Here is a 23,928-nt window from a genome sequence, read left to right on the forward strand (position 1 = left end):
AGGGTAGGGGAGAGGGGGCTATCGAGAGTGAACCACACCTGCCCCTCTCCCGCGCTTCGCTTCGTTCGCTTGCCTTCTCCCCTGCAGAGGAGAGGGAATTTCAGGACGGCAAATCCAGGATTCGCTTGGCGATGATGTTGAGCTGGATCTCGCTCGTGCCGCCCTCGATCGAATTGGCCTTGGTGCGCAGCCAGGCGCGCGGCGCGGCGCCGTGGCGGCTGGCTTCGCTTTCCCATTCGAGCTCGTCGCTGCCGCCGGCGGCCATCAGCAGCTCATGGCGCGACTTGTTCAGTTCGGTACCGTAATATTTCATCATCGAGGGTTGGGCGGGATGCGCCTTGCCCGCCTTCAACTCGTCGATGAATTTCTCCGACATGGCCGAGAACGCTTTCGAGCGGACGTCGAAGAGGGCGATCTGGGCACGGAGGAGCGGATCGACACCCTTGCGCGCAGCCTCGATCAGCGGGTCCCCCGCCGAACCGCCCAAGCCGAAGCCCGAGATCATCTCGCGCTCATGGCCGAGCAGGAATTTGGCGACGTCCCAGCCCTTGTTCAGCGTGCCGAGCAGATTGGCCTTGGGGACCTTCACATTGTCGAAGAAGGTTTCGCAGAAGGGGGAATAGCCCGAGATCAGCAGGATCGGCTTGGTGCTGACGCCTTCGCTGGCCATGTCGAACAGGAGAAAGCTGATGCCGGCCTGTTTGGTCGTCTTGTCGGTGCGGACGAGGCAGAAGATCCAGTCGGCTTCGTCGGCATAGCTGGTCCAGACCTTCTGGCCGTTGACCACGAAATGGTCGCCCGCATCGTCGGCGCTGGTCTGGAGGCCGGCGAGGTCGGAGCCCGCATTGGGTTCGGAATAGCCCTGGCACCAGCGGATCTCGCCGCGCGCGATCTTGGGCAGATGTTCGAGCTTCTGTTCCTCGGTGCCATATTTGAGCAGCGCCGGCCCGAGCATCGAGATGCCGAACGAGTTGAGCGGATTGCGGCATTTCAGCCGGGCCATCTCTTCGCGAAGGATCTTGGTTTCGGCCGCCGTGAGGCCGCCGCCGCCATAGGCCGCGGGCCAATCGGGCACGGTCCAGCCGCGTGCGCCCATGCGGTCCATCCACAGTTTCTGGTCGGGATGGGCATAGGTCGGGTTACGGCCGCCCCAGGTCGCGTCCTTGTCGCTGCGGACGGGCTGGCGCATCGATTCGGGGCAGTTGGCCTCGAGCCATGCCCGCGTCTCCGCGCGGAAACTTTCGTCGCTCATCATTCCTCTCCACCGGCGGGATCGCGTCCCGCCATCATTCGAAATTCAGGGTCAGGCTACGGTTCGTGCCAAGCTGGATTGCGTAGGCGCCGGCGGGATCAGGGCGCATTTCCCATGCCCCGAAGGGCGAGATCAGCGCGCCGCGCGGCAAGCCGCCGTTCGGATCGATGCCGATGAAGCGCAGGCGCGGGTTGGAGTTGCGCGTGGTGCCGCCGATCCATTTGCCCAGCGCATTGTCCGCCGACAGCGTGGCGGTGCACAGGCCGCCTTCCATCGCGAAGCTGGCCGTGCCGGCGATCGCTTCGCCGTTCAAGGCGCCGGTGTAGCGCGCAGCCTTCAGGGGGCAGGGCTTCGCGGCGAGCACGGGGGCGGGGCGCAGTGGCGCGGCGATGGCGAAGGCCGACTTCTCGATCGAGGCGGTCCACATCGCATTGGCGAGCAGGCTGATCGCGGAGCCGCGTCCGCCGGGCAGGACGATCAGCACCCCGCGCGCGCCGGGCGTGGCGCCGGCGTGGAGCATGGCCGCGTTACCGTCGAGATCGGTCATCGAGCGCCAGCCGAAGCCGACATCATAAGTGCCGTCGTTGACTGTCCGGCCGTCGGTATATTTGGCGGGCGTAGCCATCCAGCGGACCGTGGCGGGCGAAACGACCTTGCCGGTGGCGATACGGCCGCCCCATTCGGCGAGCGCCGAGGGGGTGCCGCCAAGGCCTGCGCCGCCCCAGCTATAGCTATAGTCGAGCTTCGGGGCTTCGACCGGCGCGCCGTTGACCATGAGATAGGCGCGTGAGGCCAGCGGGTCGCGGCCGGTATAGTCGGGGCCGATGGCGAGGCCGGGCGCGACCACTTTCGAGAGATAGTCGAGATAGGGCATTTTGGCCTTCGTCTCGACCACGGCGCTCAGCAGGGTGAAGCCATAGGTGCTGTATTCGTAGCGGGTGCCGGGGACCGAGAGCAGCGGACGGCCGGAGAAGATCGCGACGGCGCCGGGCATGTCGGCGATCGCCCGGCTGCCGATAGTTGCGGATTCGCCCGGCTGATAATGGCCGATGCCGGCGATGTGTGCCGCGACCTGCCGCGTGGTGATCGGCGCCCAGCCATTGCCGAGCCAAGGCAGCATCGGCGCGATCGGCGCATCGACGTCGAGCCGGCCCTGCTGCCACAGCCGCGCGGCGCCGGTTGCGGCGAACAGTTTGGAGATGCTGGCGAAGCGAAAGCGGGTGTCGCGGGTGACCGGCAGATTGTTCTCGAGGTCGCGCAGGCCGGCGCTGCCGGTCCAGGCGATACGGCCGTCGTTCCAATATGCCGCACCGATGCCGGGGACGCCGCTGACGGCCTGTAGTTCGGTGAGGAGGCGGAGGGCGATGGCTTCGCCAGTGGGGGCGGGGGCTGCGTGAGCGGGGATGGCTGACAGGCCGACCGCGCCGGCGAGAGCCAGCACAGGATACCATCCAGCCAAGGTTGTACGCATCCGCTCTTCCTTCTTCCCCTCTCCCGCCTTCGCGGGAGAGGGGATTAGAGGATCAGTTGAACCGCTCGCCCTTTTCCGCCTTTTCGCGGAGCAGAGGGGCGACTTCGAAGCCGTGCTTTTCGAGCCCCTCGACGATCTTCTTGAGACCGACCGTGTCGGCCCAGAACATCGGACCGCCGCGATAGATCGGCCAGCCATAGCCGTAGATCCACACCACATCGATGTCGCTCGCGCGCTGGGCCATGCCTTCGGCGAGGATCTTCGCGCCTTCGTTGACCATCGTGTAGAGCGTGCGCTCGACGATCTCCTCGTCGGTCACTTCATGCTGCGGCGTGCCGGTCTTCTTGCGGAAATCCTCGATGATTTCAGCGACGCGGGGCGAGGGCGAGGGATTCCGCTTCTCGTCATAATCGTAGAAGCCGGCATTCTTCTTCTGGCCCCAGCGGCCTTCGGCGGCGAGCGCGTCGCGGATATTCTCGATCCGGTTCGGGTCGCGGTGCCAGCCGATGTCGACACCGGCGAGATCGCTCATCTGGAACGGACCCATCGGCATGCCGAATTCGACATGGACCTTGTCGATCTGCTGCGGCGTGGCGCCTTCGTGCAGCATCTTCATCGCTTCCATCTGGCGCGGGATGAGCATGCGATTGCCGATAAAGCCGTAGCAGACGCCCGCGACGACAGCGACTTTCTTGATCTTCTTCGAGATGGCCATCGCAGTGGCCAGCACATCGTCGGCGGTCTTTGCGCCGCGGACGATTTCGAGCAGCTTCATCACATTGGCGGGCGAGAAGAAGTGCAGGCCGACCACGTCCTGCGGACGCGAAGTGGCGGCGGCGATCTCGTCGACGTTGAGATAGCTGGTGTTCGAAGCGAGGATCGCGCCGGGCTTGGCCACCTTGTCGAGCTTGCCGAAGACCTCCTTCTTGACGTCCATGCTCTCATAGACGGCTTCGATGACGAGGTCGCATTCGGACAGCGCGTCGAAATCGAGCGTGGGGTTGAGCAGGCCGACCGCCTGTTCGACCTGTTCGGGCTTGATCCGGCCCTTGGCGGCGGTCGCTTCGTAATTCTTGCGGATCGTGCCCGCACCGCGGTCGAGCGCTTCCTGCGCCATCTCGACGATGGTGACGGGGATGCCCGCCGAGAGGAAGTTCATCGCGATGCCGCCACCCATCGTGCCCGCGCCGATGATGCCGACGCGCTTGATGTCGCGCAGCTTGATGTCGTCGGCGATGCCGTCGATCTTGCTCGCCTTGCGCTCGGCGAAGAAGATGTGGCGTTGCGCGGCGGACTGGACGCCCATGATCAGCTTCATGAAGCCCTGACGCTCCAGCGCGACGCCCTCGGCATAGGGCATGCCGGTGGTCTTCTCGATCAGGTCGATGATGTCGGCCGGGGCTTCGAAGCCGCGGAAACGCTTGGCGTTGGTCTTGCGGAAGGTTTCGAACAGCGCCGGATCGGCGGTGGCGGTCTTCTCGCTGGCGCGGGGCAGAGGACGGGCGGCTGCGACTTCGTTCGCAAAGGCGACGGCGTCGGCCAGCAGACTGTCTTCGCTCGCGAGGCGATCGACAAGACCCGCGGCCTGGGCGACCTTGGCCGGGACCGGATCGCCCTTCGCAGCGAGTTCGAGCGCGAATTCGACGCCGGCGACGCGCGGCAGGCGTTGGGTGCCGCCCGCGCCGGGGAGGATCCCGAGCTTCACTTCGGGAAGCCCGAACTTCGCCGAGGGCACGGCGATCCGATAGTGCGAGGCGAGCGCGACCTCGCAGCCGCCGCCCAGCGCGGTGCCGTGGATCGCGGCGATCACCGGCTTTTCCGACGCTTCGATCTCGTCGACGAGCTGGGGCAGTGCCGGATCGACGAAGGGCTTGCCGAATTCGGTGATGTCGGCGCCGGCGAAGAAGGTCTTGCCCGCGCAGTGGATCACAACCGCCTTCACGCTGTCATCGGCGGCGGCTTCGCGGATTCCGGCCTGAATGCCCTGACGCACGGCGGCGCCGAGCGCGTTCACCGGCGGATTGTCCGACGTGATGATCAGGACGTCGCCCTGGCGGCTGGTGGTGATGGGGGAAGTCATTCTTCTCTCCGTTTCTGGATCGTGCCCCGGCGTTGCCCGGAGCTGTCTCGGCTTTTAGGCCCCGGCGGCTGCCGGGTCCCGATTAGTCGTTCAAGGCGGAATAAATCATGGTCTTGAGTTCGCGGCGGATCGGATAGGCCGATGAGGGCGAGAGCTGGGTCATGAAAACCATCGAGATTCGCTCGACCGGATCGACGAAGAAGGCCGTCGAGAACATGCCGCCCCAATAAAACTCGCCGGCCGAGCCGGGGATCAGCGTGGGAGCGACGTTGGTCGTCACCGCGAAGCCCAGGCCGAAGCCGACGCCGGCGTTGGTGGTTTCGCTGAACAGCGACTGCGACATCGAAGCGAGATCCGAACCCCCGGGGAGGTGGTTCATCGTCATCAGGTCGATCGTCTTGCGGCTGACGATGCGCGCGCCGTTCAGCTCGCCGCGATTGAGCAGCATCGTGTTGAAGCGATGGTAATCGGCCGAAGTGGAGACGAGGCCGCCGCCGCCCGAGACGAGGGTCGGCGGGTTCGCCCAGAAGCTTTCCGCGCCGCGATCGAACATGATCCGGCCCTTACCCAGCGCGAGCGTCCAGCAATCGGTGAGGCGGTGAAGCTTGTCGGCGGGCACTTGGAAGAAAGTGTCGACCATGCCGAGCGGCGTGAAGATGCGTTCCTCGAAGAAGCAGGGCAGGGACATACCCGACAGCCGCTCCACGACGAGGCCGAGCACGTCGGTGGACACCGAATAGTTCCAAGCCTCGCCCGGCGAGAATTCGAGCGGGATCTGACCGAGCGCGGCGACGAATTGTTCGAGGGTGAGATTGCCCCACCAATTCTCGATCTTGCCCTCGCGATAGGCGGCGTCGACGTTGCTGCGGTTCTGGAAGCTGTAGGTCAGGCCCGAAGTGTGGCGGAGCAGGTCGACCATCCGCATCGGCTCTGCCGTCGGCTTGGTCGCGAAGGGCACGCCTGCGCCGCCGCCATTATAGACGCCCAGACCCTTGAGCTCGGGGAGGACGTGATGGACCGGCGTGTCGAGGCTGACGCGGCATTCCTCGACCAGCATCATGAAGGCGAGGCTGGTGACCGGCTTGGTCATCGACGCGATGCGGAACAGCGACGTCTCGTCGATTTCCGGCCCGCCTTCGCGTGCAGCGCCCTGACTGGAGAAGTGGACGACCTCCCCGTCGCGTGCGATCAGCAGCTGGGCGTGCGGCAGCTTTCCGGAATCGAGATAGCGCTCCTTCACGAAGCCGGGGATGCGGGCGAGGCGCGCCGCGTCGAACCCAAGTGATTCCGGCTTTGCGACCTTCATGCCCACTCCATACCCTAAACTCGAATCTTGTCCGAAGCGTTTCCGCGCCGTTCGCATCCCCTATTGCCTTGAGCGCCGCTTGAATCAACACTAGTTCGATAAGGAATCAGAAAGCTCGGGGCAAACCCGACATTCTACAAATAGGAGTGATGCCGCTTGTCGACCGATCCGATCGTGCCGCTGGACCCCTCCTGGCCCAAGGCTTCCCTAGCGGCAGTCGAGGCCGCGATGACCGCGCCGGGCGCGAAGTTCGAGATGGATACGGTCGATATCCGCGGCGTGCCGACGCGGGTCTGGAAAAATGCGCCGCCGACGCTGCGGCTGCTGGCGCAGGCGGTGCGGGCATATGGTCCGCGCGAATTCACCATATATGAGGACGAGCGGGTCACCTATGACGCCAATTATCGCGCGGTGAGCCATCTGGGCCACAAGCTGCGCGACATGGGCGTGGCGAAGGGCGACCGGGTGGCGCTGGCGATGCGCAACCTGCCCGAATGGCCGGCAATCTATTTCGCGGCGGTGAGCATCGGCGCGATCGTGGTGCCGCTCAATGCGTGGTGGACCGGCGGCGAGCTGGAATATGCCATGAAGGATTCGGGCGCGAAGGTGCTGTTCGTCGATGGCGAGCGGCACGAGCGGCTGAAGGATTGCTACGACCGGATGCCCGATCTGGAGAAGATCGTGGTGGCGCGGGCGAAGGGCGAGATCCTCGCGCCCGCCAGCCGGCTGGAAGTGCTGATCGGCACGACGAAGGACTGGGCGACTTTGGAGGATATCGGCTTTCCCGATGCCGAAGTGCTGCCCGATGACGATGCGACGATTTTCTACACCAGCGGCACCACCGGAAACCCCAAGGGCGCGCTGGGTACGCATCGCAATTTTGTGACCAACATCATGTCGAGCGGCTTTTCCGCCGGGCGCGCGATGCTGCGCCGGGGCGAGATTCCGCCGGAGATGCCCGATCACAAGACGACGCTGCTGGTGATCCCGCTGTTCCACGTCACGGCGTGCAGCGCGGCGATGATGACGCTGATCGCGGCGGGCGGGACGATCGTGTTCATCCGCCGCTGGGACCCGGTGACCGCGATGGAACTGATCCAGCGCGAGAAGATCAACATGACCGGCGGCGTGCCGACGATCGCGTGGCAGCTGCTCGAGCATCCCGACCGGGCGAAATACGACCTCTCGTCGCTGGAGAGCATCTCCTATGGCGGCGCGCCCTCTGCGCCCGAACTGGTGAAGCGCATCTTCGAGGAATTCGGCGCGCTGCCCGGCAATGGCTGGGGCATGACCGAGACGACCGCGACGGTGACGCAGCATTCGGGCGAGGACTATCTGACGCGCCCGACCAGCGCGGGCGTGCCGGTGGCGGTCGCCGACGTGAAGATCATGGATATCGAGGGCAAGGAAGAGCTGCCCGTCGGCGATGTCGGCGAGCTGTGGGCGCGCGGGCCGATGGTGGTGAAAGGCTATTGGAACAAGCCCGAAGCGACCGCCGAGACCTTTATCGACGGATGGGTGCGCACCGGCGATCTGGCGAAGGTCGACGAGGAAGGGTTCCTCTATATCGTCGACCGGGCGAAGGACATCATCATCCGAGGCGGCGAGAATATCTATTCGATCGAAGTCGAGGACGTGCTGTACGCCCACCCGGCGGTGACCGACGCGGCGCTGGTCGGGATTCCGCACCGCTCACTGGGCGAGGAGCCGGCGGCGGTGGTGCATCTGGCGCCCGGAACGACCGCGACCGAAGCCGAGCTGCAGGACTGGGTCCGCGCGCGGCTGGCCGGGTTCAAGGTGCCGGTGAAGGTGCTGTTCTCGAAAGACACGCTGCCCCGCAACGCCAACGGGAAGATCCTGAAGAAGGATTTGAAGGCGTTGTTCGGGGAGGGAGTCGCGGCGGCCTAGTTTTCTTCGCTGCCGCGCAGTTCCTCGGGCGTCGGCCCGAGGACGCGTTCCATGTCGGTCGAGGGACCGATCCGCGCGCTGCGGCTGCCGCCGGCGGGGCGAGGGAAGATCGCGTCGATGCGGGTGCGCAGCGCGGCTTCGAATTCCTCATGGTTGCGCATGCGGGGGCGGGACACGGTGAGGTCCTGCACGATGGCGACCTTGATCCGCTCGACCGCATCGTCGCTCAGCACATTGGCGGCGGCCAGCTCGGTGCAAAGCTGCGACAGCCCGACCATCGTCGCCTGCGCCCGAAGGCCGATATATTCGAGGCTCTCATGCAGTCGCAGCGCCCGCTCGCGCTCGGTATGATCCATGTTCCTACTCCACTACTGGCCGCGACCCGCGCTCGCCCGGCTGGGCGAGGCGCGAAGTCAACGGCTGATGACATGGAGCTAAAGCCGAAACGTTTCGCGGTTATTTCGGACCCAGAGCGAAATCGACGCTGACCTGTGCGGTCGACTCGCTGGTGCCGGCCATGACCGGCGGTGGGGCGGCCTGCTCGATCGCCGCCACCGCGGGCCTGTCGTACATGCCCACGGTCACCGGCGCCTCGGGAATGCCGCCATCGCGGATACGCAGGACGCGGAGGACCTTGAGGCCGGCCGCTTCGGCATAGGTGTCGGCGCGGGCGCGCGCGGCCTTGAATGCGCTGGCATAGGCGCTGCGGCTCGCCTTTTCGGGATCGGAGACGCGCAGATCGGGGCCGGAGATGTTGTTGGCGCCCGCGCCGGTCGCGGCGGCGATCGCGGGGCCGGCCTTGGTCACGTCGCGGACGCGGACGGTGACGCTGTTGCTCGCCTGATATTTTCCGCGGTTCGGCCCCCATTCGACCTTCGAGACGCTGACGTTGCTGGTCTGGATGTCCTTCTCGTCGATGCCGAGTGCGCGGATCGCGGCGATGACCGTGGTCATCTTCGTGGCATTCAACTGTGAGGCCGACTCGGCGGTGGCGGCAAAGGTGACGACGGCCGCGCCAAACCGGGCTTCGTCGGGTTTCGTCTCGTTCTGGCCGGTGGCGCTGACCTGAAGCAACGTCTCGCCGCGTTCGAGGCCGCCCGGGCCGGGCTTGCCGCGATCGCATGCGGCGGTGGCGAGCGCGAGGCCCGTCAAGATGGCGATCTTCGTGTGCGTGCGCATCCTCGTCCCTCCATTGCTAATGGGCGAGAATGATACATTGTATCGAAAACGCGTAAAGCGTTCAGTTCATTCGATGACGCTGCGCACTGCGTGCTTCCAGCCGGCGAGGCGGGCGTCGCGGGCCGGGGCTCCCAGCTTCGGTTCGAACATCTCGACCTTGCCGCGCATTGCCGCTGCTTCCTCCAGACCCTTGAACATGCCGCAGCCGATGCCGGCCAGCATCGCCGCGCCCAGCGCGGTGGTTTCGGCGAAGGCGGGGCGTTCGACCGTGACGTCGAGCATGTCGGCGAGGTCCTGTGCGATCCAGTCGTTGGTGACCATGCCGCCGTCCACGCGCAGCGTCGCCCAGTCCGCGCCGTCGGCGGCGAAGGCGGTCTTCAGATCGTGGCTCTGGTGCGCCATCGCTTCGAGCGCGGCGCGGACGATATGCGCCTTGCCGTTCGAGAAGCTGAGGCCCGAGATCGCGGCGCGGGCCTCGGGCTGCCACCAGGGCGCGCCGAGGCCGGACAGGGCGGGAACCAGATAGACCCCGCCATTATCCTCGACAGAGCGAGCGAGTGCTTCGGTTTCCTGCGCCTTCTCGATCAGCTTCACCGAATCGCGGAGCCACTGGATCAGGCTGCCTGCGACGAACACCGATCCTTCGAGGGCATAGGCGCGGCGGCCGTTCAGCTGCCACAGGCAGGTGGCGAGCAGGCGGTTCTTCGATGTCGGCGGTGACGTGCCCGCATTGGTGAGAACGAAGGCGCCGGTGCCGAACGTGGCCTTGGTCTCGCCCTTGGACAGGCAGGCCTGACCGATCGTGGCGGATTGTTGATCCCCGGCGAGGCCGCAGATCGGGATTTCGCCGCCGAACAGCTTCGTCACGCCGAATCGGCCAGCGCAGTCGACGATCTCGGGCAGGGCGTCGCGCGGGGCGTCGAACAGGTCGATCAGCCCGTCGCTCCATGCGCCGCTGCCAAGCCCCATCAGCAGCGTGCGCGAGGCGTTTGTTGCGTCGGTGATGTGGAGCCCCTGCGTGAGTTTCCACACCAGCCAGCTCTCGATCGTGCCAAGGGCGAGACGGTCGCCGGCCTCGCGGAGCTGCGGCCAGTTGCGCATGGCCCAGGCGATCTTGGTGCCGCTGAAATAGGGATCAAGCAGCAGGCCGGTGCGCGCCTGCACGCCGGGTTCCTCGCCGGCTTCCTTGAGCGTGCGACAGATATCGGCGCTGCGGCGGTCCTGCCAGACGATCGCGGGGGCGAGGGGCTCGCCGCTGGTCCTGTCCCAGAAGACCAGAGTCTCGCGCTGGTTGGTGATGCCGATCGCCGCGATCTGGTCCGCGCCGCCGGCCTTTTCGACCATCGCCTGCGCGCAGGCGAGCGTCTTGGTCCAGATTTCGGCGGCGTCATGCTCGACCAGCCCCGGCCCGGGATAGCTTTGCTTGAGTTCGGCCGATTTCGAACCGAGGACGGTCCCGTCCGGCGCGAACAGCATCGCGCGCGTCGATGTGGTGCCTTCGTCGATGACGAGCAGTTTCTCTCCCATGCGGCGAGGCTAGCGGGGTTTTCCGCCGGTGAAAACGGGGGGCGGGGCGGTTGACACGGTTGACACCAATATCGCGAAAACCGCTTCTCCGGAAAACAGGTCGAGCCGGACGAGCGGGAGGTTGCCTTGCGGCTCGCTGGACCTTTCAAAGAGCGGTGGACGATCGTCCGCGATCAAGGGAGCAAGCGAAGTCCAACATTGCAATCCCCGGCGGAAGCCCCTGAAGGCAAAGCATCCTCCGCGATGTACAAGAACGCGTTGCCGCCGCCCTGTGCCAGTCCTAATGTACCCCGGAGAGGGTAGGATATGAGCGACAAAGGCGGGATGACGGGTGTGGATGCGCCGCATATGGGGGCCGCCGCGGCGGTGCCGGCGCCCGAACCCGTGCCGCCGCATCCGATCATGCCCGCCGAGGGGGCCGAGGGGCAGACGCAGCGCGATCGCCTGCTTGCCGCGCTCACCCTGATCGCCGGAATCGGACTTTTGCTGGCGCTGCCGTTCGCGTTGCGGGCGGGGAGCGAGTTCTTCCTGCCGCTGACTGCCGCGATCGTCATCGCCATCGCGCTGGTACCGTTGCTGGAGTGGTTAGAGCGGCATCGCATTCCCGCGCCGATCGCGGCGTTCACCTGCGTGCTGCTGTTCCTCGTTGCGGCCAATGTCGCACTGGCGTCGATCGTGGTGCCGGCGTGGCGCTGGATCCAGGATCTTCCCGAGCGAGTCGGGCGGATCCAGAGCAACCTTGCGCCGCTGATCGATTTCTATTCGAACCTCGAGCAGTGGGTGAACCGGACGCTGCACAATTTCGCGTCGGGCCCGATCCAGCAGCCGGTGCAGCAGGCGCCTCAGCCGCCGACCTCGCTGCTCGATCTGGTTTCCACCTCCGCGCCATCCGCGCTGATCGAGATGTTCTTCGCGATTCTCGTGATCTACTTCTTCCTCTCGGGCTGGACCCGGCTGCGGCGCTCGGCGATCACCAGCCGGACCAGTTTCGGCGGAGCGATGGCAACGGCGCGCGTCATTCAGGACGTGGTGGACGACACCTCGGCCTATCTGGGCACCATCACGCTGATCAACCTGACGCTGGGCCTGATCGTGGCCGGGGCGCTGACGATCATCGGCATGCCTTCGCCGCTGATGTGGGGCGGCATCGTCGCGCTGCTGAACTACATCCCCTATTTCGGGCCGGTGATCGCGGCGTTCCTGCTGGCGATGGGCGGCCTGATGACCTTTTCCGAACTGGGCGTGGCGCTGATTCCCGCCGCGATCATGATCGGCGCGCATCTGATCGAAGCGAATCTGGTGACTCCGCTGATCGTCGGACACCGTTTGACGATCAGCCCGATCCTGATTCTCATCTCGCTGAGCTTCTGGGGATGGGTGTGGGGCACCACCGGGGCGCTGCTGGCGGTGCCGCTGCTGATTATTATTCAGACGGTCATGAACGCCGCCGGCAAGCCGGATATCGCCGGATTCCTGTTCGAACACGGCACGCTGACGCACGATCGGAGCGCCAGCCGCTTCAGAAGATCGGGGGGACGCGATCAATCCGGTTGAAAGCGTGTTGACAGGGGTGGGACCCGCGTCTAGTGCCCGCCTCCTCGCTGGTTCAAGCGGGTGTAGCTCAGTTGGTTAGAGCGCCGGCCTGTCACGCCGGAGGTCGCGGGTTCGAGCCCCGTCACTCGCGCCATCCCTCACGAAATCAAGGATTTCGTATGGGTTGTCAGTCAGGTCCCCGCAATGGCCGGGACGGAGCCAAAATTTGCGCACAGGTAGGAACCAGAAGCGGAGCGATGCGAAAGCATCGTGACCGACGACGTGACGCCGCTGTGCGCAAATTTTGGCCCGCCGCTTCGCAGTTGCCCGGAGAAGCCCACTGGACGGCGTCAGGTCGCTTGCGCGTAGCGCCGCTACGCGACTGCACAACCTTCCTTGCCAATGGGCTTCTCCGGGCAATCATGGCCGTTGCGGAGACCTGACTGCCAACCCTAGGGTGGCGTCGGCCGAATAGCGGCCCGCACCGATGGTTGCGAAGATCAATCCGAACAGGATCAGGCAAGCTGCGGGGAAGGCTCCGCGAATGCCCAGCTTGGCGTCCACCATCGCCACCGCCACCGCGAAATTGACCGCACAGAGCAGCCCGGCCCAGCGCGTGGCGAATCCGGCGATAAACGCGACTCCACAGATGAATTGCGCCCAGACGGACAGTGGTGCGGCGAGATCGGGCAAAGGGAAGCCGTGAAAGGCGAGGAAGTTGCGGAACTCGCTCATCCGCGCGGGGCTGACGATATTGTCCCATACGCCCCAGATCAGAAATGCGCCGAGCATGAGTCGCGAAGCGAGCAGGATCGCGTCACCCCGATTCGCCCAGCCGGGCTGAACAATCATCCGCTTCCAGCCCGACATTGCGATTCTCTCCTAACGATTCTCCCGGTGCTTCAGCCGGTCGATAACGAGCACGGGAAAGCCGATCGCGACCGCGACGGCGCAGATGGTGGCGAATCCGGAAACGAGGCTCCAGTTGAAGCCCGGGCCCATCAGCAGCCATGCGAGACCGATCAGGGAAAGCGAGACGGCGCCGCCGCCGAACGCGAAGGTCGCGGCTACGACGATGCCCTCCCAGCGCACGTCGCGCGGCGGAGGCGGCGATTCGGGGGCGTCAGGGTCGGGCGAGGGACTTCTCGCAGCGCTGTTTACGGTGATCGAGGATCAGGACGGGGGCGGCAAGGAGGAGCATGCCGGCGGACATCGCCATTGTGATCCAAATCCAGCGCTGGCCATAGTCGGTGCCCCGGACCAGCACGTCGAAGATCATATTCACGGGGAAGATGCCGGCGAACCACACCAGCCCCAATGCAATCTGCGACAGCGATTCGCGGAGCAGCTGCTTCAGCGGAAACGGGGCCTTGGGCGCATCTACTTCCATCGTCCCAACTCCATCCAGCGCAGCAGCGGCTTGAGCGGCAGGATCCACACGATGCCGAGAACGACGTAGATGATCAACTGGACGAGAACCGGCAGCGATCCGATCTCGGCGGAGAAGGTGGCGACGGCGACGATCCAGACGAGGATCAGCGTCAGGATGGCGAACATGCCCGCGGGCTTGCGCCACGTCGGCTCGGGGCCGGATTCGCCTGAATTGTCCGGGGTCATTTGTGCCACAACATGCCTTCCTCGGTAACGACGGCGTGCAGGGGAACGTCCCAGATGTCGGTGGGGACGGCGGGGACCTGCTGCACGCTCCACGCGATACCGACGCGCCAGGCATCGGGATAGCGGGCGAATGCGCGGTCGTAATAGCCCGCGCCCTGTCCCAGCCGGTCGAGCCGGGCGTCGAAGCCGAGCAGGGGCGTCAGGATGACGTCTGGCGTCACTTCCTCGGCATCCTCGGCGGGCTGGCGCAGGCCGAGCGGGCCGGTGACCAGATCGTCGTTCATCGACCATGCGAGGAAGCGCATCGGGCTTGAGCGATCGGTGATACGGGGCAGGGCGAGGCGGCAGCCATGCGCGGCTGCCGCGGCGGCGAGCTGGGTCGGATCGGCTTCGCTGCCCAGCGCGATATAGGTGGTGACGACGAGGCCCGGTTTCAGCCGCTCGACAAAGGCATCGGGCGCGAGGATCGCGCTGACCGATTCGGCGGCGAACAGATCGCGATCTGCGCGAAGTCGTGCTCGAAGTGCCAGTTTGTCCGGGATCATCGTCATCCGATCTTCTCGAGTCTGATCCACTTGCGTGGATGCGGTGCCAGCCCGCTCCCCCACCCGGCCACCCATAGGTTACTATCGTGCTGGGTGGCCGGGTGGGGGAGCGGGCTGGCACCGCACGATACAGCGAAGCTGGATCCGACTCTACGGGCCGATCGGGGTGGTGGGACCGCCATGACCGTTTGCCTGAATATCCTCTGACGCCAAGTACGTCAGGTGGGGATCATGTACGACAGACCAGGATCTGCGCAGGGACAACCCCCATGGATGATGAATCGCCTCAGGGATAATCGCTAAAGCTCGTATCGGGCAGTGCCCACCGCCGACATATCTAGGCGTTCGAAGCGTCATCCTCAAGGGCTGCGGCCACGGCTTCGAGACGATCCGCGATGCGATCGAGCAGCACGGGCGAGACGCCGGACGGCGGATTCTTTTCGGCTTCGTCGAGCAGATCGGCGAGAATCAGCGAGAGATAGAGCAGGGTCTTCTCGGCGCTGAGCCCGCCGGACGCGCGCTGGGCGGTGTCGGCATGCTTCGCCAGCAGCGATTCGAGGTGGCGCAGATGGGGTTCGTCGCCTTCGCGGGCAGCGACGCTGTAGCCGCGGCCGGCGACGGTGAGCGTGATCTCGGCCATTACTCGCCCTTTCCTTCGCGAGCGATCAGGGCGTCTAGCGAAGTGACGGCATCTTCGATCCGCTCGCGGAGAAGGGTGTGGCGGCGGACGAGCTTTGCAGTGGTGAAGGCACGTGCCGCAGCCGCCGCCTCGATTCGAGCCAGAGCTTTTTCGATCCGGTCGGAAGAACTGCCCGCCATGAGAAAAGACTAAGCGCCCCGGCGCTGAGCGGCAACCCCTCGCACCTATAGCGCATGCGCCTAGGGGTATAACGCGAGGGATTGCAGCGGCGGGCCGATAGCTGCGCAATCGGCCAGCTTCCCGCCCGTCAAGAAAAGCTGACCGGCGACTCGGTTGACGTGCGCGCCCATGCGTCCCAAAGGCGTCCGCGCCAGCTACCCGGGGAATTCTTACGTGACCGCATCCTTCACCGATTGCGCCAACGCCATCCGCGCACTCTCGATGGACGCCGTGGAGGCCGCGAATTCGGGGCATCCCGGCATGCCGATGGGCATGGCCGATGTCGCGACGGTGCTGTTCCAGGATTATCTGAAGTTCGATCCCGCCGATCCCAAATGGCCCGACCGCGACCGTTTCGTGCTGTCGGCCGGTCACGGATCGATGCTGCTCTACTCGCTGCTGCACCTGACCGGCTATGCGCGCCCGACGCTGGAGGATCTCAAGACCTTCCGTCAGGTCGGCAGCCCGTGCGCGGGTCATCCGGAGAATTTCGAACTCGCCGGCGTCGAATGCACCACCGGTCCGCTGGGGCAGGGCCTCGCGATGGCGGTGGGCATGGCGATCGCCGAGCGTCACCTGAACGCGGGCTTCGGCGATTCGCTGGTCGATCACCGCACCTGGGTGATCGCGGGCGACGGCTGCCTGATGGAAGGCATCAACCATGAAGCGATCGGGATCGCGGGCCATCTGAAGCTGGGCCGCCTGATCGTGCTGTGGGACGACAACAAGATCACGATCGACGGCGCGGTCTCACTGTCGTCGAGCGAGGATATTCCGGCGCGCTATGCCGCCACCGGCTGGCAGGTCGTCGAGTGCGACGGTCACGATCCGGCGAGCATCGCCAAGGCATTCGACCGCGCCCTGGCCGACGACCGGCCGTCGCTGGTCCGTTGCAAGACGATCATCGGCAAGGGTGCGCCGAATTTTCAGGGCACGTCGAAGACGCACGGCTCGCCGCTGGGTGCCGCCGAAGTCGCCGCTGCGCGCGAGGAACTGGGCTGGACGCATGCGCCGTTCGACGTGCCGGGCGACATTCGCGAGGCGTGGCTGAAGGCCGGTTCGCGCGGCGCAGCTCCTAACGCCGAGTGGCAGCAGCGGCTGGCAAGCAACGGCAAGGGCGCCGAATTTTCGCGCCGGATGGCGGGTGACCTGCCCGAGGGCTTTTCGCTCGACGCGCATGTCGCGAGCCTGCTCGCCGAGCCGAAGAAGATCGCCACCCGTTCGGCCAGCCAGCTCGCGCTCGACGCGATCAATGCCGGTCTGCCCGAGACGATCGGCGGTTCGGCCGACCTGACGCCGTCGAACAACACGCTGACCAAGGGTCTCGAGGATATCAGCCCGGCCAATTATGGCGGCCGCTATGTCCGTTACGGCATCCGCGAGTTCGGTATGGCCGCGGCGATGAACGGCCTCGCGCTGCATGGCGGCGTGATCCCCTATGGCGGCACCTTCCTGGTGTTCAGCGACTATGCGCGCCCGGCGATCCGCCTCTCCGCGCTCCAGCAGACCCGCGTCGTCTATGTGATGACGCATGATTCGATCGGTCTCGGCGAGGACGGCCCGACTCACCAGCCGGTGGAGCATGTGAGCTCGCTGCGCCTGATCCCCAACCTCGAAGTCTGGCGTCCGTGCGACGCGGTCGAGACCGCCGAAGCGTGGGAAGAGTCGCTGAAGAATGCCGGCGGCCCGTCGCTGCTGGCGCTGTCGCGGCAGAATTTGCCGCAGCTGGCCACCGCAGCGGGCAACACCGCGAAGGGCGGCTATCGCCTCGCGGCGGCGACCGCGGCGCGCAAGGTCGTGCTGATCGCCACGGGTTCGGAAGTCGAGATCGCGGTCGCGGTTCGCGATGCGCTTGAAGCCGAGGGTGTCGGCGCCGATGTCGTGTCGATGCCGTGCTGGTCGCGCTTCGATGCGCAGGCGCTTGCCTATCGCAAGGACCTGCTCCCCGCCGACGCGCTGAAGGTCTCGATCGAAGCCGGCACGACGATCGGCTGGGAGCGCTATACCGGGCTGGACGGGCTGAATTTCGGCATCGACCGGTTCGGCGCATCGGGCCCGGCGCCCGATCTGTTCAAGCATTTTGGCCTCACGGCCGCGGCGATCGTGCCGCAAATCCTCGAAAAGCTGAAATAAGGCAGGAGTAGCAGGGATATGACGAAGGTAGCGATCAACGGGTTCGGACGCATCGGTCGCCTCGTGGCGCGCGCCATTCTCGAGCGTCCCGACAGCGGGCTCGAACTGGTGACGATCAACGATCTGGCCGACGCAAAGTCGAACGCGTGGCTGTTTTCGCGTGACTCGGTCCACGGCAAATATCCCGGCACCGTCTCGGCCGATGGCGACGATCTGGTCGTCGACGGCAAGCGCATCAAGGTGACCAAGGAGCGCGATCCCGCGAACCTGCCGCACGCCGCGAACGGCGTCGATCTGGTGCTGGAGTGCACCGGCTTCTTTACCGACCGTGCGTCGTGCGAGAAGCACATCGCCGCCGGCGCGAAGAAGGTGCTGATCTCGGCCCCGGGCAAGAATGTCGACCTGACCGTCGTGTACGGCGTGAACCACGACAAGCTGGAAGCCGGTCACACGATCGTTTCGAACGCGTCGTGCACCACCAACTGCCTGGCGCCGGTCGCCAAGGTGCTGAACGACACCGTCGGCATCGAGCGCGGCCTGATGACCACGGTCCACGCCTATACCAACGACCAGAAGATCCTCGACCAGATCCATGACGATCTGCGCCGCGCCCGCGCGGCTGCGATGAGCATGATCCCGACCACCACCGGCGCCGCCCGCGCGGTCGGCGAGGTTCTCCCCGAGCTGAAGGGCCGTCTCGACGGTTCGGCGATCCGCGTTCCGGTTCCGGACGGCTCGCTGATCGACCTGACCTTCACGCCGAAGCGCGACACGACCAAGGAAGAGGTCAACGCGATCCTGAAGGCGGCGTCGGAAAGCGGTCCGCTGAAGGGCGTGCTCTATTATTCGGACGAGCCGCTGGTCTCGATCGACATCGTCCACACCCCGGCATCGTCGACCATCGACAGCCTCGAGACGGCGGTGATGGACGGCAAGCTCGTTCGCGTCGTCAGCTGGTACGACAATGAATGGGGCTTCTCGAACCGCATGGTCGACACCGCTTCGACGATGGCGAAGCTGGGGTGACCGGAACGCTCTCCGGCATCGCGCTCCACCGCGAGCGTAAAGGCCCGATCGAGACGCTCGATTCGGTCGCGGTGACGGTAGAGCGCGGGATCGAGGGCTGCTGTCGCGGCATCTTGAAACCGAATAGCAAGAACCGCCGCCAGGTCACTGTGATGGAAGCAGGCGACTGGGCGGCGGCTTCGCGCGAGGCGGGGACCGACCTCGCATGGTGGAACCGGCGGGTGAACCTGCTGGTCGACGGCGTGGACTTGCCCCAGACCGAAGGCGCGCGGATCCGCATCGGCAGCGATGTCGTGCTGGAAGTCACCAGCGAATGCGACCCGTGCAGCCGGATGGACGCGCTGCACATGGGGCTGCAGGAAGCATTGAAGCCCGACTGGCGCGGCGGGGCCTGCACCCGCGTCGTTTCGGGCGGAAATATCGCCATCGGCGATGAAATCAGGATCGAAGCATGAGCCGCACCTTCAAGACTCTCGACGATATGGGCGACATCACCGGCAAGCGCGTGCTGGTCCGCGAGGATCTGAACGTGCCGATGGCCGATGGCGCAGTGACCGACGACACAAGGCTGCGCGCCGCGGTGCAGACCGTCGCCGAACTGTCGGACAAGGGCGCGATCGTGATCGTGCTGGCGCATTTCGGGCGGCCCAAGGGCCAGCATAACCCGAGCATGAGCCTGTCGCTGGTGACGCGGCCCTTCTCCGAAGTGCTGGGCCGGCAGGTTCGCTTCATCGACGACCAGGATGCGGGCGACGCGGTGGCGATGATGCAGTCGGGCGATATCGGCATCCTCGAGAACACCCGTTTCGATCCGGGCGAGGAGAAGAACGCGCCCGAGAGCATCGCGCGTCTCGCGGCGCTGGGCGATCTCTACGTCAACGACGCCTTCTCGGCCGCGCACCGCGCCCATGCTTCGACCGAGGGTCTGGCGCACAAGCTGCCGGCATTTGCAGGCCGCCAGATGGAAGCCGAGCTCGACGCGCTGGAAAAGGCGCTGGGCAATCCCGAGCATCCGGTCGCGGCGGTCGTCGGCGGGGCGAAGGTCTCGTCGAAGCTCGATGTGCTGCGGCATCTGGTCGACAAGGTCGATCACCTGATCATCGGCGGGGGCATGGCCAATACCTTCCTTGCCGCGCGCGGGGTGGATGTAGGCAAGAGCCTGTGCGAGCACGATCTTATCGGCACCGCGAACGAGATTTTCGACGCGGCGGAGCGCGCGAATTGCACGATCCATTTGCCGTACGATGTGCAGGTTTCGAAGGAATTCGCGCCGAATCCGCCTTCCTTGCGCGTTTGCAACGTACATGAAGTCGAATCCGACGAGATGATCCTGGACGTTGGGCCGGCGGCGACCGAAGCGCTGGCCGATGTGCTCAAGACCTGCCGCACCCTCGTGTGGAACGGGCCGCTGGGCGCGTTCGAGACCCCGCCGTTCGACACCGCGACCGTCGCGCTGGCCAAGACTGCCGCGGCGCTGACCCATGAGGGGTCGCTGGTGTCGGTGGCCGGGGGCGGGGACACGGTTGCCGCGCTCAACCAGGCGGGCGTTGCGGGCGACATGACTTTCATCTCCACTGCCGGCGGCGCGTTCCTGGAGTGGATGGAAGGCAAGGAACTGCCCGGCGTCGCGGCGCTGACCAAGGGCTGAAACCTTCGCTCGCGCCGCCGGTTGAGCGGGGATGGGCGAACCCGCATTCTGGAAGACGCTCTACACGCCGGGGCATGACGCGGCGCTGCTCGACGCCGCCGGTGAAGGCTGGCGGCTGAGCGGCACCGCTGTATTCCTGCATGACGGCGTGCCCGCCTGTCTCAGCTATGTGCTGGACCTCGACCCGGACTGGTCGACCCGCCGTGGCGCGATCGACGGGTTTGCCGGCACGACTCCGGTCGCGCGGCGGATCGAGCGGAATGCGGAAGGCTGGACGCTCGACGGTGTCCCGCAGACAGACGTTCAGGCGTGCGTCGATCTCGATTTCGGCTTCACGCCCGCGACCAACTGCCCGCAGCTCAGGCGCATGGCGCTGGAGGTCGGGCAATCGGCCGAGATCGTGGTCGCCTGGCTCGACGTCGCTGCGGCCGCGCTGGCGCCGCTTCCGCAGCGCTATCGGCGCGTGCGCGAAGACGCCTATGCCTATGAATCGCCGCAGAACGACTATCGCGCGACGTTGCGGATCGCCGGAAGCGGCTTCGTTCGCGATTATCCGGGGCTCTGGGAAATGGCGCGCTGATCACGATTTTGCCGATCATTCCTGCCTGAATTCCGCTTGCGGGCGGGCTTGCCGCCGATAGGCTCGTTGCAGGGGGAAACGGCATGGGATTGCCCGAGGCGCTACCGCATCTGAAGGGGCATGAGTGGCAGGCGGTTCGCGCCGTCTATCTGCTGTTCGCGGCGATCACCGCTGCGGTTGTCGTGGTGTCGCTGTGGTTCAACACGATCGACACTTTCCGCAACACGCCGAATTCGGTGGCGTTCGGGTTCCGGATGCAATCGCCGTCCGGGGATGCCGGGCGGGTCGATGTCTCGGCCGTAACGCCGGCCGCGAAGATATACGGCCTCCACGAAGGCGATCGTATCAAGGCGATCGACGGCGCTCCGATGGCGTCGAAGTTCGCGGTGGGGTCCGCACTGGGAAGCGCTGGCGACCGGATCGGCCTGACTGTCTCCCGCGCCGGGCAGGCCGATGCGACGATCACCTTGTCGCGATCGCCATCGCCCTGGACGCAGGTGTTCGATGGGGAGGCGCTGTGGCTGGACCGGAGCTTCTGGTATCTGGCGCTGAACCTACCGCCGCCGCTGCTGCTCGCCGCGTCTTTGCTGCTGTTCCTGCGGCGAGGACGGACGCGGATCGCGATGCTGTTCGCGTTCGGATTCCTGCTGCTCTGCTACCGTTCGGCTTTCACGGTGTGGGCGTTGCCCGCCATCCCGGCCGATTACCGGATCGCGCTGGTCAAGATCGGCTGGGCGGTATGCTTCATCGCAGCGGCGGGGATGCCGGATGCCCGGTACCGGACCCGGCTGGCGAAGCTGATCTTTGTCATCGCGCCATTGCCGCTGCTGGCAACCGGTGCGTTCTGGCCGCAAGTTTCGCCCGCAACGCTCTACGTTATCGACCGGTCGCTCTATTTCGGCACGATGGCCTATGCCGCGATGGTCATGCTGCAGCGATACGGGATGACCCCCGACGTAACGAGCCGCCAGCGGCTGCAATGGGCGATGACCGGCGCATGCATATCGGCGGCCTGCGCTTTGGTGTTCATCGATGCGCTATGGCTTACGCCGGCGCGGCTGATCGGCGTTTCGGCGACCGATGTGGTTCTCCACCTCGGCAATATCGCCTCGACGCTGGCGCTGCCGCTGGGCGCGGTCGCGTCGCTGCTCGGTCTGCGGCTGTTCGATGCGGAAAGCACGTTGCACAAATCGGTGGTGTACAGCGTGGTGACCGCGGTCGTGCTCGCCTTTGCTGCCGGTGCTGGCAAGATCGCGGGCGATTTCGGCAAGGAACTGGCCGGCAATGCGGGGGGCGCTCTCGTCGGCGCGATCATCATCGCCGCAGTGGTCGATCCGGTCCGCAAGCGCGCCAGCGGATGGGCGGAGCGGACGTTCCGCAGCGGTGTGCTGGCGCTGCGCGATACGCTGCCGCAACTGCTGGCCGAGCTCCGCCTGACGGCGCGGCCGGGCGAGATTGCCGATATCGTTCTTACGCGTGTGGAGCGCGACGCTCATGCGACCTCGGCAGCGATCGTGATCGACGGTGCGCCGCTGCGTCTGCGCGGAATCGATGAAGCAGCGCTGGACCAGTGGCTTGCCGGCTGGTCTCCGCCTGCCGGAGACGGGATCGACTATGACCGCAACGACACGCTGCTGCCCATGCGCATTCCGCTGTCGATCGAAGAGCGCGGCGTGTCGGGATGGCTGTTTTTGGGTCCGAAACCGGAGAAAAGCGCTTATGACAGCGCCGAACGCGATGCGCTGTCGCGGATCGGGCAGCCGGTGGCGCGCGCGCTGCACCATGCCGCGTTGCGAGAGGCGCGGGAGCGGAGGGATCGCGAGAATTGGGAGCGGCTGGAGCGGCTTTTGGAGCCGCATCGCGGCTGAACGCGCGACCGTCATCGTTGTCAGCCTTCCCCCTGCTGCAATGCGGCGATAGGGACCCCACAACGCTACGAATCAGGGGACCCTCATGAGCATCACGCCTGCCGTCAAAGCCATCCTCGCCAACTACGAATCCGACAATCCGGGCGTAAAGACGAACCTCGCCCGCATCCTGATGCAGGGCCGTCTGGGCGGCACCGGCAAGCTGATCATCCTGCCGGTCGATCAGGGCTTCGAGCACGGCCCGGCGCGCAGCTTCGCGATCAACGCGCCGGCCTATGACCCGCACTATCATTACCAGATGGCGATCGACGCGGGCCTGTCGGCCTATGCCGCGCCGCTGGGCATGCTCGAAGCGGGCGCATCGACCTTTGCAGGTCAGATCCCGACGATCCTGAAGTGCAACAGCTCGAACAGCTGGGCCGGCGGCGCTAACCAGGCGATCACCGGCGGCGTGGACGACGCGCTGCGCCTCGGCTGCTCGGCGATCGGCTTCACCATCTATCCGGGCAGCGACGACTGCTTCGACATGATGGAAGAGATCAAGGAACTCTCGGCCGAGGCCAAGTCGGTCGGCATCGCCACCGTGCTGTGGTCGTATCCGCGCGGCGGCAACCTGCCCAAGTCGGGCGAACTGGCGCTCGACGTCGGCGCCTATGCCGCGCACATGGCGGCGCTGCTCGGCGCGCACATCATCAAGGTGAAGCTGCCTTCGGATCATATCGAGCAGAAGGATGCGCAGAAGGCCTATGAGGGCACCGACTGGTCGAAGCAGTCGGACCGTGTCGGCCATGTCGTGAAGTCGTGTTTCAATGGCCGCCGCATCGTCGTCTTCTCGGGCGGCGCGGCCAAGGGCGCCGATGCCGTGTATCAGGACGCGCGCGACATTCGCGACGGCGGCGGCAACGGATCGATCATCGGCCGCAACACCTTCCAGCGCGAGCGCGGCGAAGCACTGGCGATGCTCGACAAGCTCGTCCGCATCTACAAGGGCGAGGAATAAGATGACCGGGCGCCGCCCGGTGCTCGCCGGCCTTGCGCTGGCGATGCTGGGCGGCCCCGCCTTCGCGAAGGAGATCGGGCGCGTGGAAGAGCTGTTTCCCACCTACGGCCTGATCGGCAAGATGAAGGCGAAGCCGGGCATGGGACCGGCGCTGGTGAAGATCCTGACCGCGGGCGCCGGCGAAATGCCAGGCTGCATGGCCTATCTGGTCGCGCACGAGGCCAAGGATCCCGACGCGATCTGGATCACCGAGCTGTGGGACAGCAAGGAAAGCCATGCCGCGTCGCTGAAGCTGCCGTCGGTGCAAGAGGCGATCGCGAAGGGCCGGCCGATGATTGCCGGGTTCGAGCTGAGCGTCGAGACGGTTCCGGTCATCGACACGGCGAGGAACTGAAG

General features: G+C 65.8%; 24 protein-coding genes and 1 tRNA gene. 11 read left to right on the forward strand and 14 right to left on the reverse strand.

Annotated elements, in window-relative coordinates:
* Positions 1–100: 100 nt before the first annotated feature.
* The 4 genes from HHL13_RS04460 to HHL13_RS04475 all read right to left on the reverse strand — a co-directional run bounded on the left by HHL13_RS04460 (position 101) and on the right by HHL13_RS04475 (position 6,109).
* Positions 101–1,255, reverse strand: a complete 1,155-nt coding sequence (locus HHL13_RS04460; RefSeq protein ID WP_169554536.1) for an acyl-CoA dehydrogenase family protein — start codon at positions 1,253–1,255, stop codon at positions 101–103.
* Between the two features lie 31 nt (positions 1,256–1,286).
* Positions 1,287–2,723 (reverse strand): serine hydrolase domain-containing protein, encoded by a 1,437-nt coding sequence (locus HHL13_RS04465; RefSeq protein ID WP_169554537.1) that lies wholly within the window; start codon positions 2,721–2,723, stop codon positions 1,287–1,289.
* Positions 2,724–2,775: 52 nt separating this feature from the next.
* Complete coding sequence (locus tag HHL13_RS04470) at positions 2,776–4,803, reverse strand: 3-hydroxyacyl-CoA dehydrogenase NAD-binding domain-containing protein (protein WP_169554538.1); 2,028 nt, start codon at positions 4,801–4,803, stop codon at positions 2,776–2,778.
* An 82-nt stretch (positions 4,804–4,885) separates the two neighbouring features.
* Complete coding sequence (locus HHL13_RS04475) at positions 4,886–6,109, reverse strand: serine hydrolase domain-containing protein (protein WP_169554539.1); 1,224 nt, start codon at positions 6,107–6,109, stop codon at positions 4,886–4,888.
* A gap of 156 nt (positions 6,110–6,265) precedes the next feature.
* Here HHL13_RS04475 and HHL13_RS04480 point away from each other — a divergent pair, with 156 nt between their 5' ends.
* Positions 6,266–8,017: a class I adenylate-forming enzyme family protein gene (locus HHL13_RS04480; RefSeq protein ID WP_240953620.1), complete on the forward strand. Its 1,752-nt coding sequence runs from the start codon at positions 6,266–6,268 to the stop codon at positions 8,015–8,017.
* Here the strand turns inward: HHL13_RS04480 and HHL13_RS04485 are convergent.
* From HHL13_RS04485 to HHL13_RS04495, 3 genes are all read right to left on the reverse strand, one after another.
* Positions 8,014–8,373: a hypothetical protein gene (locus HHL13_RS04485; RefSeq protein WP_206376844.1), complete on the reverse strand. Its 360-nt coding sequence runs from the start codon at positions 8,371–8,373 to the stop codon at positions 8,014–8,016. The two genes, HHL13_RS04480 and HHL13_RS04485, sit on opposite strands and share 4 nt — an antisense overlap.
* Before the next feature lie 100 nt (positions 8,374–8,473).
* Entirely contained in the window at positions 8,474–9,196 is a 723-nt protein-coding gene (locus tag HHL13_RS04490) for an SIMPL domain-containing protein (protein ID WP_169554540.1), read from the reverse strand.
* 66 nt (positions 9,197–9,262) lie between these two features.
* Positions 9,263–10,723: a glycerol kinase gene (locus tag HHL13_RS04495; RefSeq protein WP_169554541.1), complete on the reverse strand. Its 1,461-nt coding sequence runs from the start codon at positions 10,721–10,723 to the stop codon at positions 9,263–9,265.
* Between the two features lie 402 nt (positions 10,724–11,125).
* Here HHL13_RS04495 and HHL13_RS04500 point away from each other — a divergent pair, with 402 nt between their 5' ends.
* The gene (locus tag HHL13_RS04500; protein WP_240953758.1) at positions 11,126–12,277 is read left to right on the forward strand and encodes an AI-2E family transporter; all 1,152 of its coding nucleotides are present in this window, start codon (positions 11,126–11,128) and stop codon (positions 12,275–12,277) included.
* Positions 12,278–12,333: 56 nt separating this feature from the next.
* Positions 12,334–12,410 (forward strand) — tRNA-Asp (locus tag HHL13_RS04505).
* Positions 12,411–12,676: 266 nt separating this feature from the next.
* Here the strand turns inward: HHL13_RS04505 and HHL13_RS04510 are convergent.
* The 7 genes from HHL13_RS04510 to HHL13_RS04540 all read right to left on the reverse strand — a co-directional run bounded on the left by HHL13_RS04510 (position 12,677) and on the right by HHL13_RS04540 (position 15,237).
* Complete coding sequence (locus tag HHL13_RS04510) at positions 12,677–13,126, reverse strand: DoxX family protein (RefSeq protein ID WP_169554542.1); 450 nt, start codon at positions 13,124–13,126, stop codon at positions 12,677–12,679.
* A gap of 12 nt (positions 13,127–13,138) precedes the next feature.
* A complete protein-coding gene (locus tag HHL13_RS04515; RefSeq protein ID WP_169554543.1) occupies positions 13,139–13,348 on the reverse strand; it encodes a hypothetical protein in 210 nt (69 codons plus the stop codon).
* A gap of 31 nt (positions 13,349–13,379) precedes the next feature.
* On the reverse strand, positions 13,380–13,646 hold the full coding sequence (locus tag HHL13_RS04520) for a hypothetical protein (protein WP_169554544.1): 267 nt from the start codon (positions 13,644–13,646) through the stop codon (positions 13,380–13,382).
* Positions 13,637–13,873: a DUF2842 domain-containing protein gene (locus tag HHL13_RS04525; protein WP_169556770.1), complete on the reverse strand. Its 237-nt coding sequence runs from the start codon at positions 13,871–13,873 to the stop codon at positions 13,637–13,639. The genes HHL13_RS04520 and HHL13_RS04525 overlap by 10 nt, the downstream gene beginning before the upstream one ends.
* Positions 13,870–14,418: a 5-formyltetrahydrofolate cyclo-ligase gene (locus HHL13_RS04530; protein WP_169556771.1), complete on the reverse strand. Its 549-nt coding sequence runs from the start codon at positions 14,416–14,418 to the stop codon at positions 13,870–13,872. The genes HHL13_RS04525 and HHL13_RS04530 overlap by 4 nt, the downstream gene beginning before the upstream one ends.
* Before the next feature lie 337 nt (positions 14,419–14,755).
* Positions 14,756–15,058, reverse strand: coding sequence for a cell division protein ZapA (locus tag HHL13_RS04535; protein ID WP_169554545.1), 303 nt, complete (start codon positions 15,056–15,058; stop codon positions 14,756–14,758).
* Complete coding sequence (locus tag HHL13_RS04540; protein WP_169554546.1) at positions 15,058–15,237, reverse strand: hypothetical protein; 180 nt, start codon at positions 15,235–15,237, stop codon at positions 15,058–15,060. Before HHL13_RS04540 ends, HHL13_RS04535 begins: the two co-directional genes overlap by 1 nt.
* Before the next feature lie 214 nt (positions 15,238–15,451).
* Here HHL13_RS04540 and tkt point away from each other — a divergent pair, with 214 nt between their 5' ends.
* The 8 genes from tkt (at position 15,452) to HHL13_RS04580 (ending at position 23,926) form a co-directional block, all read left to right on the forward strand.
* A complete protein-coding gene (gene tkt / locus HHL13_RS04545) occupies positions 15,452–17,410 on the forward strand; it encodes a transketolase (RefSeq protein WP_169554547.1) in 1,959 nt (652 codons plus the stop codon).
* An 18-nt stretch (positions 17,411–17,428) separates the two neighbouring features.
* Positions 17,429–18,436, forward strand: coding sequence for a type I glyceraldehyde-3-phosphate dehydrogenase (gene gap / locus HHL13_RS04550; RefSeq protein WP_169554548.1), 1,008 nt, complete (start codon positions 17,429–17,431; stop codon positions 18,434–18,436).
* The gene (locus tag HHL13_RS04555; RefSeq protein ID WP_169554549.1) at positions 18,433–18,891 is read left to right on the forward strand and encodes an MOSC domain-containing protein; all 459 of its coding nucleotides are present in this window, start codon (positions 18,433–18,435) and stop codon (positions 18,889–18,891) included. The genes gap and HHL13_RS04555 overlap by 4 nt, the downstream gene beginning before the upstream one ends.
* The gene (locus tag HHL13_RS04560; protein ID WP_169554550.1) at positions 18,888–20,084 is read left to right on the forward strand and encodes a phosphoglycerate kinase; all 1,197 of its coding nucleotides are present in this window, start codon (positions 18,888–18,890) and stop codon (positions 20,082–20,084) included. The genes HHL13_RS04555 and HHL13_RS04560 overlap by 4 nt, the downstream gene beginning before the upstream one ends.
* A 31-nt stretch (positions 20,085–20,115) precedes the next feature.
* On the forward strand, positions 20,116–20,664 hold the full coding sequence (locus HHL13_RS04565) for a putative glycolipid-binding domain-containing protein (protein ID WP_169554551.1): 549 nt from the start codon (positions 20,116–20,118) through the stop codon (positions 20,662–20,664).
* A gap of 83 nt (positions 20,665–20,747) precedes the next feature.
* Complete coding sequence (locus HHL13_RS04570) at positions 20,748–22,532, forward strand: hypothetical protein (protein WP_169554552.1); 1,785 nt, start codon at positions 20,748–20,750, stop codon at positions 22,530–22,532.
* An 85-nt stretch (positions 22,533–22,617) separates the two neighbouring features.
* Positions 22,618–23,532 carry a class I fructose-bisphosphate aldolase gene (locus tag HHL13_RS04575; protein WP_169554553.1) on the forward strand — a complete coding sequence of 305 codons (915 nt, stop codon included), beginning with the start codon at positions 22,618–22,620 and terminating at the stop codon, positions 23,530–23,532.
* Position 23,533: 1 nt separating this feature from the next.
* Positions 23,534–23,926, forward strand: coding sequence for an antibiotic biosynthesis monooxygenase family protein (locus tag HHL13_RS04580; protein WP_169554554.1), 393 nt, complete (start codon positions 23,534–23,536; stop codon positions 23,924–23,926).
* Positions 23,927–23,928: the final 2 nt, after the last annotated feature.

Origin of the sequence: Sphingomonas sp. G-3-2-10 (assembly GCF_012927115.1) — a bacterium.
GTDB lineage: Bacteria > Pseudomonadota > Alphaproteobacteria > Sphingomonadales > Sphingomonadaceae > Sphingomonas.

Bases quoted from the DNA above. Each gene is read 5' to 3' on its own strand.
- HHL13_RS04460 (WP_169554536.1), bottom strand. From the start codon at position 1,255: ATGATGAGCGACGAAAGTTTCCGCGCGGAGACGCGGGCATGGCTCGAG.
- HHL13_RS04525 (WP_169556770.1), bottom strand. From the start codon at position 13,873: ATGACCCCGGACAATTCAGGCGAATCCGGCCCCGAGCCGACGTGGCGC.
- HHL13_RS04465 (WP_169554537.1), bottom strand. From the start codon at position 2,723: ATGCGTACAACCTTGGCTGGATGGTATCCTGTGCTGGCTCTCGCCGGC.
- HHL13_RS04520 (WP_169554544.1), bottom strand. From the start codon at position 13,646: ATGGAAGTAGATGCGCCCAAGGCCCCGTTTCCGCTGAAGCAGCTGCTC.
- HHL13_RS04560 (WP_169554550.1), top strand. From the start codon at position 18,888: ATGAGCCGCACCTTCAAGACTCTCGACGATATGGGCGACATCACCGGC.
- HHL13_RS04570 (WP_169554552.1), top strand. From the start codon at position 20,748: ATGGGATTGCCCGAGGCGCTACCGCATCTGAAGGGGCATGAGTGGCAG.
- HHL13_RS04535 (WP_169554545.1), bottom strand. From the start codon at position 15,058: ATGGCCGAGATCACGCTCACCGTCGCCGGCCGCGGCTACAGCGTCGCT.
- HHL13_RS04475 (WP_169554539.1), bottom strand. From the start codon at position 6,109: ATGAAGGTCGCAAAGCCGGAATCACTTGGGTTCGACGCGGCGCGCCTC.
- gap (WP_169554548.1), top strand. From the start codon at position 17,429: ATGACGAAGGTAGCGATCAACGGGTTCGGACGCATCGGTCGCCTCGTG.
- HHL13_RS04490 (WP_169554540.1), bottom strand. From the start codon at position 9,196: ATGCGCACGCACACGAAGATCGCCATCTTGACGGGCCTCGCGCTCGCC.
- HHL13_RS04510 (WP_169554542.1), bottom strand. From the start codon at position 13,126: ATGTCGGGCTGGAAGCGGATGATTGTTCAGCCCGGCTGGGCGAATCGG.
- HHL13_RS04575 (WP_169554553.1), top strand. From the start codon at position 22,618: ATGAGCATCACGCCTGCCGTCAAAGCCATCCTCGCCAACTACGAATCC.
- HHL13_RS04580 (WP_169554554.1), top strand. From the start codon at position 23,534: ATGACCGGGCGCCGCCCGGTGCTCGCCGGCCTTGCGCTGGCGATGCTG.
- HHL13_RS04485 (WP_206376844.1), bottom strand. From the start codon at position 8,373: ATGGATCATACCGAGCGCGAGCGGGCGCTGCGACTGCATGAGAGCCTC.
- HHL13_RS04565 (WP_169554551.1), top strand. From the start codon at position 20,116: ATGGGCGAACCCGCATTCTGGAAGACGCTCTACACGCCGGGGCATGAC.
- HHL13_RS04500 (WP_240953758.1), top strand. From the start codon at position 11,126: ATGCCCGCCGAGGGGGCCGAGGGGCAGACGCAGCGCGATCGCCTGCTT.
- HHL13_RS04530 (WP_169556771.1), bottom strand. From the start codon at position 14,418: ATGATCCCGGACAAACTGGCACTTCGAGCACGACTTCGCGCAGATCGC.
- HHL13_RS04540 (WP_169554546.1), bottom strand. From the start codon at position 15,237: ATGGCGGGCAGTTCTTCCGACCGGATCGAAAAAGCTCTGGCTCGAATC.
- HHL13_RS04470 (WP_169554538.1), bottom strand. From the start codon at position 4,803: ATGACTTCCCCCATCACCACCAGCCGCCAGGGCGACGTCCTGATCATC.
- HHL13_RS04495 (WP_169554541.1), bottom strand. From the start codon at position 10,723: ATGGGAGAGAAACTGCTCGTCATCGACGAAGGCACCACATCGACGCGC.